This window comes from Cupriavidus sp. BIS7 (genome assembly GCF_000292345.1).
Lineage (GTDB): Bacteria > Pseudomonadota > Gammaproteobacteria > Burkholderiales > Burkholderiaceae > Cupriavidus.
Map to the genome: position 1 here is coordinate 103,443 of NZ_ALOU01000027.1, position 8,804 is coordinate 112,246.

Annotated in this window: 8 protein-coding genes; 6 read left to right on the forward strand and 2 right to left on the reverse strand. The window is 63.2% G+C overall.

From position 1 onward, the window contains the following. The first annotated feature begins 12 nt into the window (after window positions 1-12). The 6 genes from B552_RS0111095 to B552_RS28835 all read left to right on the forward strand — a co-directional run bounded on the left by B552_RS0111095 (window position 13) and on the right by B552_RS28835 (window position 7,030). Window positions 13-1,200: a PLP-dependent aminotransferase family protein gene (locus tag B552_RS0111095; protein WP_019449093.1), complete on the forward strand. Its 1,188-nt coding sequence runs from the start codon at window positions 13-15 to the stop codon at window positions 1,198-1,200. Window positions 1,201-1,237: 37 nt separating this feature from the next. Beyond that, on the forward strand, window positions 1,238-1,882 hold the full coding sequence (locus tag B552_RS0111100) for a glutathione S-transferase (RefSeq protein WP_026035547.1): 645 nt from the start codon (window positions 1,238-1,240) through the stop codon (window positions 1,880-1,882). A 163-nt stretch (window positions 1,883-2,045) separates the two neighbouring features. Beyond that, the gene (locus B552_RS0111105) at window positions 2,046-2,726 is read left to right on the forward strand and encodes a DUF1120 domain-containing protein (protein ID WP_019449095.1); all 681 of its coding nucleotides are present in this window, start codon (window positions 2,046-2,048) and stop codon (window positions 2,724-2,726) included. A 392-nt stretch (window positions 2,727-3,118) separates the two neighbouring features. Beyond that, window positions 3,119-4,795 carry an L-lactate permease gene (locus B552_RS0111110; protein WP_026035548.1) on the forward strand — a complete coding sequence of 559 codons (1,677 nt, stop codon included), beginning with the start codon at window positions 3,119-3,121 and terminating at the stop codon, window positions 4,793-4,795. Between the two features lie 102 nt (window positions 4,796-4,897). After that, window positions 4,898-6,730 (forward strand): ABC transporter ATP-binding protein, encoded by a 1,833-nt coding sequence (locus tag B552_RS0111115; protein WP_019449097.1) that lies wholly within the window; start codon window positions 4,898-4,900, stop codon window positions 6,728-6,730. 117 nt (window positions 6,731-6,847) lie between these two features. Next, window positions 6,848-7,030, forward strand: a complete 183-nt coding sequence (locus tag B552_RS28835; protein ID WP_157160233.1) for a DUF1120 domain-containing protein — start codon at window positions 6,848-6,850, stop codon at window positions 7,028-7,030. Between the two features lie 558 nt (window positions 7,031-7,588). On the opposite strand, the gene B552_RS0111120 is transcribed toward B552_RS28835, so the two are convergent. Together B552_RS0111120 and B552_RS0111125 are read right to left on the reverse strand one after the other, a co-directional pair. Then, window positions 7,589-8,119: a chromate transporter gene (locus B552_RS0111120; protein ID WP_019449098.1), complete on the reverse strand. Its 531-nt coding sequence runs from the start codon at window positions 8,117-8,119 to the stop codon at window positions 7,589-7,591. Beyond that, complete coding sequence (locus tag B552_RS0111125) at window positions 8,116-8,697, reverse strand: chromate transporter (RefSeq protein WP_019449099.1); 582 nt, start codon at window positions 8,695-8,697, stop codon at window positions 8,116-8,118. Before B552_RS0111125 ends, B552_RS0111120 begins: the two co-directional genes overlap by 4 nt. Between the last annotated feature and the right edge of the window lie 107 nt (window positions 8,698-8,804).

An 8,804-nucleotide genomic window follows, 5' to 3' on the forward strand; every position in this document is an offset into this window, starting at 1 on the left:
ACGAGACCAATCATGAAATGGGCCATCTCCCGCCGAGCACAGCAACTGACCAGCTCGGCTATCCGTGAAATCCTGAAAGTCACCGAGCGTCCGGAAGTCATTTCGTTCGCCGGTGGCCTGCCCTCGCCGGCGTCGTTCCCGGTAGCGGCCATGGAAGCGGCGGTGGCCCGTGTATTCGCTGACAACCCGCAGGGCGCGCTGCAATACGCGGCCACCGAAGGCTACATGCCGCTGCGCGAGTTCGTGGCAAAGCGCTACAACGTCGGCGTGGAACGCGTGCTGATCACCACGGGTTCGCAACAGGCGCTGGACCTGATCGCCAAGGTGATGATCGACCCGGGCAGCCCGATCCTGGTGGAAACGCCGAGCTACCTCGGCGCGCTACAGGCGTTCTCGCTGTTCGAACCGGAATTCGTGTCGATCCCGTCCGATGAAAAGGGTCTGATCCCCGAGGCGCTGACGCCCGAACTGACCGCCGGCGCACGTTTCCTGTACGCACTGCCGAACTTCCAGAACCCCACCGGCCGCCGCCTGCCGCTGGAGCGCCGCCAGGAACTGGTCAAGCGCGCGAAGGACCTTGGCGTGCTGCTGATCGAAGACGATCCGTACGGTGAACTGAGCTACTCGGGCAACCAGTTGCCGTCGCTGCTGTCGATGAACCCGGACGGCGTGATCTACATGGGCTCGTTCTCGAAGATCCTGGCCCCCGGCTTGCGCCTGGGCTTCGTGATCGCCCCGCCCGAACTGCATTTCAAGCTGTGCCAGGCCAAGCAGGCGTCTGACCTGCATACGCCGACGTTCACGCAGCGCGTTGCCTACGAGACGATCAAGGATGGCCTGCTCGATCGCCATATCCCGACGATCCGCGAACTCTACGGCAAGCAGTGCGCGTACATGCTGGACGCGCTGAAGCGTCATATGCCGGAAGGCGTGACCTGGAACGTGCCCGAAGGCGGCATGTTCATCTGGGTGGAGCTGCCCGAGGGCCTGGACAGCATGCAGATCCTGGAAGAAGCCGTGCGCCGCAACGTGGCCTACGTGCCGGGCGCGCCGTTCTACGCAGGCAATCCGCGCAAGAACGCGCTGCGCCTGGCCTTTGTGACCGTGTCGGCCGAGCGCATCGAGCAAGGCGTGACGATCCTGGGCGAAGTGTTCCGCGAAGCGATCGCACAGGCCGCGCCGCAGGCACGGGCCGCCTGATCAGGCAGACGCCATGGAACCCGAGGAGCCACTCAACATGCTGCGCATCTGGGGCAGGCTATCGTCGATCAACGTGCAGAAGGTGGTCTGGTGCGCGCGCGAGCTGCACCTGGACCACGAACGCATCGACATCGGCAATCAGAAGGGCGAGCTCGATACCGAGGCGTACGTGCGCCTCAATCCAAACCGCATGATTCCCGTGATCGAGGACTTCCGCGACACCGACGTGGCCGGCGAGCCGTTCGTGCTGTGGGAATCGAACGCGATCGTGCGCTACCTGTGCGCGCGCTACGGCGAGGACACGCTGTGGCCGTCCGACGTCAAGGCGCGCGCCTCGGCGGACCGCTGGATGGATTGGCAAACCACCACGTTCAGCCCGGCGATGGTCCAGGCGTTCCTGCAACTGGTACGCACGCCGGCCGCGCAGCGCGACGAGGCGGTGATCGCCAAGTCATGCGAGCGGGCCGAGCCGCTGGCGAAGATGCTGGACGACGCGCTGCAAGGCCGCGAGTTCATCGGCGGAGACCGCTTCACGATGGCCGATATCTCGCTGGCCTGCGCGGCGCACCGCTGGATGGGCATGCCGAGGGCGCACACGCCCAGGCCGAACCTGGAACGCTGGCTGACAGCGATGCGGACACGGCCGGCGGCGACGGGTATCCTCGAACTGCCACTGAAGTAACTCCCTGCTGCGCACCCGCCCCTTTTCGGGGCGGCGTGCGAGCCGGGCGAAGCGCCCGTATCCAGATTTAAGTGAACGACTATTAAGCAGGCTCGTGACTTTGACCAGAATTCAATCGGAACCGCTTGGGACCACTGAATTCATCAAGAAAGGTCAAAAGATCATGAAAACCGCTATCAAGTTCGCCGCCCTCGCCACCCTGGCGGTCACTTCGTCAATGTCAATGGGGGCATATGCCGCGGAAACCGCCGATCTCGCCGTCAAGGGGATGATTCGCCCGTCGGCGTGCAATGTGACCACCTCGGCCAGCCAGATCGACCTGGGTACCATTAGCGCGCAGACACTGTCCGCAACCGCCGCCACCACGCTACCCGCGCAGAATTTCAGCCTCACCGTGACATGTGACGCTCCGACCAGGGTGGGCCTGCGGTCCATCGATGGCCGGACCGGCACAATCCAGCAGGCTGCACGGACCGCGCTCGGTGCTAACAACGATATCTATGCCTACGGATTCGGTGCCGTTGGCGGAAAGAAAATCGGTGCATTCACCGTTCGCCGGAATGCCAATCCCACCGCGGACGGCAATACCGTCGCACTCGTGGGTTCAACGAATGCCGGCGTTTCGTGGGCCGCGGCGAGCGCCAACGCCCTGATCGTCAGCTGGCCGACCAACAGCTCGATCATCGGCTGGGCAAACTCGGGCCAGACAACGCCCGGCTCCTACTCATCCATGACGGAGCAGTTCACGCTGACCCCGGCGATTGGACCGACATCTGCATTGCCTGACCTGACGACAAACATCTCCCTGGATGGTCTGGCGACGTTCGAGGTGGTCTATCTCTGATCACCGCCCAGGCCCCCTCCTCGCGCCCCTGTTCCACAATCGGAACCCAAAGCGAAAACCCATACCATTGCGCATGGGCTTTCGCACATCCTGACCACCGTGTTGGTTTTGCTCCCTTCCCTCCACATTCCCTATTTCGGATGCCCACATTAAGGAGTACGCTCCCGCGAGGGTGTAAGGTGCAGCAGTCTGCCCCCGAGCAAACCCTGATCCCTGAATCCGGCTCATCGTCACGATGACCGCATTTAAGGCAGATTGCCCGGAACCCGTCTTTACAATCCCCTTTCTGTCCGTCCGGGGGGCGATTTCGCCGCTTGTGAACGTGCATGTAGTCCGGCAGCCCAGGCCCGTCAGAGGAAGGCCGCCGTTTCTTTCCAGAGGAGGATTCAATCGTGTGGAGTCAAGTGTATGACCCGCTCGGCAGTATGGCGCTGTCCACCATTGCCGCTGGGGTCCCGGTTGCCGTGCTGCTCGCAGCGCTGGCGTTCTTTCACATGCAGGCCCACCTGGCGGCCGGACTGGCGCTGGTGGTCGGTATCTGCGTGGCGTCGTTCGTATTCGGGATGCCCGCGGCAATGGCCGGCAAGGCGGCCGGGCTTGGCATCGTATCCGGCCTGTTCCCGATCGGCTGGATCGTACTCAATATCATCTTCCTGCACCGGCTGACCACGGTGAACGGGTCATTCAAGGTGTTGCAGAACTCGATCTCGGGCGTGACCGAGGATCGCCGCCTGCAGTTGCTGCTGGTGGCATTCAGCTTCGGCGCGTTCTTCGAGGGCGCGGCAGGCTTCGGCACGCCGGTAGCCGTGACCGGCGCCATCCTGATCGGCCTGGGCTTCTCGCCGCTGGCTGCTTCGGGCCTGGCGCTGATCGCCAACACCGCGCCGGTGGCCTTCGGCGCGCTCGGCGCTCCGATCATCGGCCTGTCGTCGGTCACCGGCATCGACCAGGTGCAGCTGTCCGCGATGATCGGCCGTCAACTGCCGTTCTTCTCGGTGCTGGTGCCGTTCTGGCTGATCTGGGCCTTCGCGGGCTTCCGCGGCATGCTGGCGATCTGGCCGGCGATCCTGGTGGCCGGCGTCAGCTTTGCGGTGCCGCAGTTCCTGGTGTCGAACTTCCATGGCCCGTGGCTGGTGGACGTGATTTCGGCGCTGGTGTCGATGGGCTGCCTGACCGCATTCCTGAAGATCTGGCATCCGAAGGAAATCTGGACCTCGACGCGCATCCTGGGCCGTCACGACGATTCCAAGGTCGATCACCCCGAAGCAATCGAGGCCGAAGCCAAGGCGCAAGCCGCATCGGCCAATATCTCGGTGGTCAAGGCCTGGATGCCGTGGGTGATCCTGACTGTCTTCGTGTTCGTCTGGGGCGTCCCCGAGTTCAAGAAACTGATGGACGGGATCTGGCAATGGAAGTTTGCGATCCCCGGTCTGGACAAGGCCGTGATCAAGGGCCCGCCCGTGGTGCCCAAGGAAATCGCCGAGCCGGCCGTGTTCGCGTTCAACGTGCTGTCGATGGCGGGTACCGGCATCCTGGCATCGGCCATTGTCGGCGGCCTGCTGATGGGCTATTCGATCCCGCGCCTGTTCAAGGAGTACTTCGAGACGATCAAGCTCGTTCGCTACTCGCTGCTGACGATCTGCGCGATGTTCGGCATCGGCTACCTGACCCGCTACTCGGGCCTGGACGCCACGCTGGGCCTGGCCTTTGCGCAGACGGGCGTGCTCTACCCGCTGTTCGGCACGATGCTGGGCTGGCTGGGCGTGGCGCTGACCGGTTCGGATACCGCATCGAACGTGCTGTTCGGCGGTCTGCAAAAGACCACGGCGGAACAGCTTGGACTGTCCCCGACGCTGATGGCCGCGGCTAACAGCTCGGGCGGCGTGATGGGCAAGATGATCGACGCACAGTCGATCGTCGTGGCCTCCACCGCCACCAAGTGGTACGGCCACGAGGGCGAGATCCTGCGCTACGTGTTCTTCCACTCGATCGCGCTGGCGATCATGGTTGGCTGCTTCGTGACGCTGCAGGCCTATGTGCATCCGTTCACGCAGATGGTGATTCACTGATCTGCCACTCTGAGACAGCCTCAAGCCCCGCCAGCGAGCGGGGCTTTTTCTTGGGCGTATGATGATCGGTCCACTCCAGCTGACCCGATAAGGACCGCCCCGATGTTGATGCGCCGCCTGGAAAAACTGATCGACCCGTTCCGCGGCCTGCCCGACAGCCAGCCGCCCGAGAGCGTGTGGCGCTTCTATATCCATTTCCTGCGCGAGGTCCGTGGCGTGTTTATCGCGCTGCTGGTTGTCGGCCTGATTGGCGCGCTGGTCGAAGTGGCCCTGTTCAGCTTTCTTGGCCGGCTGGTGGACCTTGCGCGCGAGACGCCCGACGGATCGTTCTTCGCGCGGCATCGCAACGAACTGCTGTGGATGGCGCTCGTCGCGCTGGTCCTGCGCCCGCTGATGATCGGCGCCCACGACGTGCTCGTGCACCAGGTCATCAACCCGAGCCTGGCCAACATGATCCGCTGGCAGAACCATCGCTATGTGCTCAAGCAGAGCCTGTCGTTCTTCCAGAACGACTTCGCCGGACGCATTGCCCAGCGGATCATGCAGACGGGCTACTCGCTGCGCGATTCGGCCGTGCAGGCGGTGGATGCGCTGTGGCACGTCATCGTCTATGCAGTCAGTTCGCTGGTCCTGTTTGCCGAGGCCGACTGGCGGCTGATGATTCCGCTGGTGATCTGGATCATCGGCTATATCGCCGCACTGGCTTGGTTCACGCCGCGCGTGAAAGAGCGCTCGGTGGTGGCCACCGATGCACGCTCGCGCCTGATGGGCCGCATCGTCGACGGGTACACCAACATCACCACGCTCAAGCTGTTCTCGCACACGCGGCACGAGGAAACCTATGCGCGCGACGCAATGGCCGAGCAGACCGACAAGGTGCGGCTGGCGGGCCGCATGGTCAGCGCGATGGACGTCACGGTGACCACGCTGAACGGCTTGCTGATTGCCGGCACCACGGGCATCGCGTTGTGGCTCTGGAACCAGGGGCTGGTGACTACCGGCGCGATTGCGCTTTCCACGGGACTGGTCATCCGCATCAACAACATGTCCGGCTGGATCATGTGGGTGGTGAACGGCATCTTCGAAAACGTGGGCCAGGTGCAGGACGGGATGAAGACGATTGCCGTGCCGCGACGCGTGATTGACAGGCCCGAAGCACGACCACTCGATATCCGACACGGCGAAGTCAGATTCGACAATGTCGGTTTTCACTATGGCAAAGGCGGCGGCGTCATCGACAACGTGAACCTCGTCGTGCGTCCCGGGGAGAAGATCGGCCTGGTCGGGCCATCTGGCGCGGGGAAGTCCACGCTCGTCAATCTGCTATTGCGGCTTTACGACGTGGAATCCGGCCACATCCTCATCGATGGCCATGATGTCGCCGGTGTCACACAGGAGAGCCTGCGCGCGCAGATCGGCATGGTGACGCAGGATACGTCGCTGCTGCATCGATCGATCCGCGACAACCTGCGCTACGGCAAGCCAGACAGTACCGAGGCCGAACTGAGCGAAGCGCTGCGCCGCGCGCGGGCCGATGACTTTATCGATACGCTCGCTGATTCGCACGGCAATCACGGCCTCGATGCACTGGTCGGCGAACGCGGCGTGAAACTCTCCGGCGGCCAGCGGCAGCGGATTGCCATCGCACGCGTGCTGCTGAAGAACGCGCCAATCCTGATCCTCGACGAAGCGACGTCCGCGCTGGATTCCGAGGTGGAGGCGGCGATTCAGGAAAGCCTGGAAGAACTGATGCACGGCAAGACCGTGATCGCCATCGCTCACCGGCTATCGACGATTGCGCGCATGGACCGGCTGGTGGTGCTCGACGGCGGCCATATCGTCGAGACCGGCACGCACGCAGAGCTGCTGGAACGCGGCGGTCTGTATGCGCGGCTGTGGGCGCACCAGACCGGGGGCTTTGTCGGGGTCGATTGATGCTGTTAGCGACTGAAATTCAGCGATCTACGATTTCTTGATGACGGCCCAGAAGCCAGAATTCAGGTACTCCCGCCAGGGATGCTTCCTTGAACCTCTGGATCAGGTCATACCATCATGAAAACCACCACTATCCGCCTGGCCGCACTCGCCACGATGCTCGCGGCCGCATCTTTTGGGGCCCATGCCGCCGAGTCCGCTGACCTTGCCGTACAGGGGACGATCCGGCCTTCGGCTTGCAATGTCAGTTTGTCCGGGAATGGGACAGTTGATTTTGGGACGATTTCGGCGCTGACGTAGAGTGAGACTAGCGCGACAACGCTGGCAGAGCGAAATCTGACACTAACTATTACTTGTGACGCAGCGACCCGGGTTAGCCTTGTTTCGGCAGACAATCGCGCCTCCACTGCAAATGTCTCCGCGGGTAATGCCATAGCAAACGGCTTTGGCACCGGCAATTTTGTGTTTGGTGTAGGAACGGTCGCTGGCCATAACATCGGCGCTTACGGAATCGGGATCAACCGTGGCACTGCTACTGCGGACGGGAGCAGTGTTGACACCCTCCGTTCGTACGACCATGGCGCTACATGGGGGGGCTTCAACGACACAGACCAATCTTGGGTGGTGTCAGGTGGCAGGCGGGCACACAGCTGGGCCGCTAGTGGGACAACTTCTCCAAGTGCATACTCCACAATTGTGCAGCCGCTATTTGTGCGACTCGCAATTGGTCCTACTTCGGAGCTTCCGGCATTGACGAGTGCGATCCCCATCGATGGGCTGGCGACGCTTAGCCTCATCTATCTCTGATTGAACTGCCCAATGTGCAAGTGGCCATGCAAACAGCATGGGCCACTTTCCCTACACCCACCCCAACAACCCCGCACCCGCCCCCAACCCCACCAGCACCAGCGGGTGCACCTTTGTCTTCAGCATCAACCCCACCGTCACCAGTGTTACTAGCACGGCCGTCCATTTGTGGCCGGCGCTGCCAGCCAGCACCCAGCCCGTAGACATCAGCAGCCCGATGGTCAGCGCCGCAAGTCCGCGCCGGATCAGCCCCGGCCACACGGCATGCGGGGATCGTCCCGCGAAGTACTCGAACCCCAACGCAATCAGGCTCGACGGGCCGCAGATGCCAAGCATCGACGCAAACGCTCCCGCCGGCCCCGCCACCTGCCAGCCAAACAGCGCAACGAACAGGATGTTTGGCCCCGGCGATGCCTGCGAGATGGCGTAGAGCGCCGCGAATTGTTCATCGGTCATCCAGCCATTGGCCTCGACCAGAAAGCGATGCATGTCAGGGATCACGGTGCCGCCACCGCCCACGGCAAGCAGTGACAGCATGCCGAAATGGCCAAGCAGGCTGCGCAGAATCTCGGGCGACGTCATGCGCCCGCCTTGCGCATCGCGCGGTGTTCGAGGATCAGTGCGACGGGGACCAGCACGGCCATCACCGGCAGCAGCGGCCAGCGCAACAGCCCGATGGCAGCGAATGCGGTAACACCCACGACAATCGTCCGCACCGTTCGCGGCAGGCTTGCCGCGAGCTTCAAGCCTGTGGACAGGATCAGCCCGGCCGCCACGGCAGTCATGCCGGCCAGCATCTGGCGCACTTGCGGCACGTTCTGATAGTGCAGATACAGGCCCATGGCACACAGCACCACGATCAGCGGCACCAGCACCAATCCGCAGAATGCCGCCAGCGCGCCGCGCAGCCCCGCGAAGCGCAGGCCGAGCATCAGCGCAAGATTGATGACGTTGGGCCCCGGCAGTACCTGCCCTAGGCTCAGGATTTCGACAAAGTCACGATCGTCGAGCCAGCGGTTGCGCTCGACAACCGAGCGGCGGACGAACGGCAGCACGCCGCCGAAGCCCGACAACCCCATGCGGGCGAATTCGAAGAACAGTGCGCGGGGCGTGGGGGCTGGTGCGAGTGCGGACTCGGCGGGGGGCGGCGTGGCGGACATGGTTGTGATGATGGTATTCCAGCGAATTACTCCGCCGCCTTCACCGGCTTGAGCATCAAACTCTTCCGGTTCGCTCCCCTCTCCCACGTGTGCAGACCGGGGACATG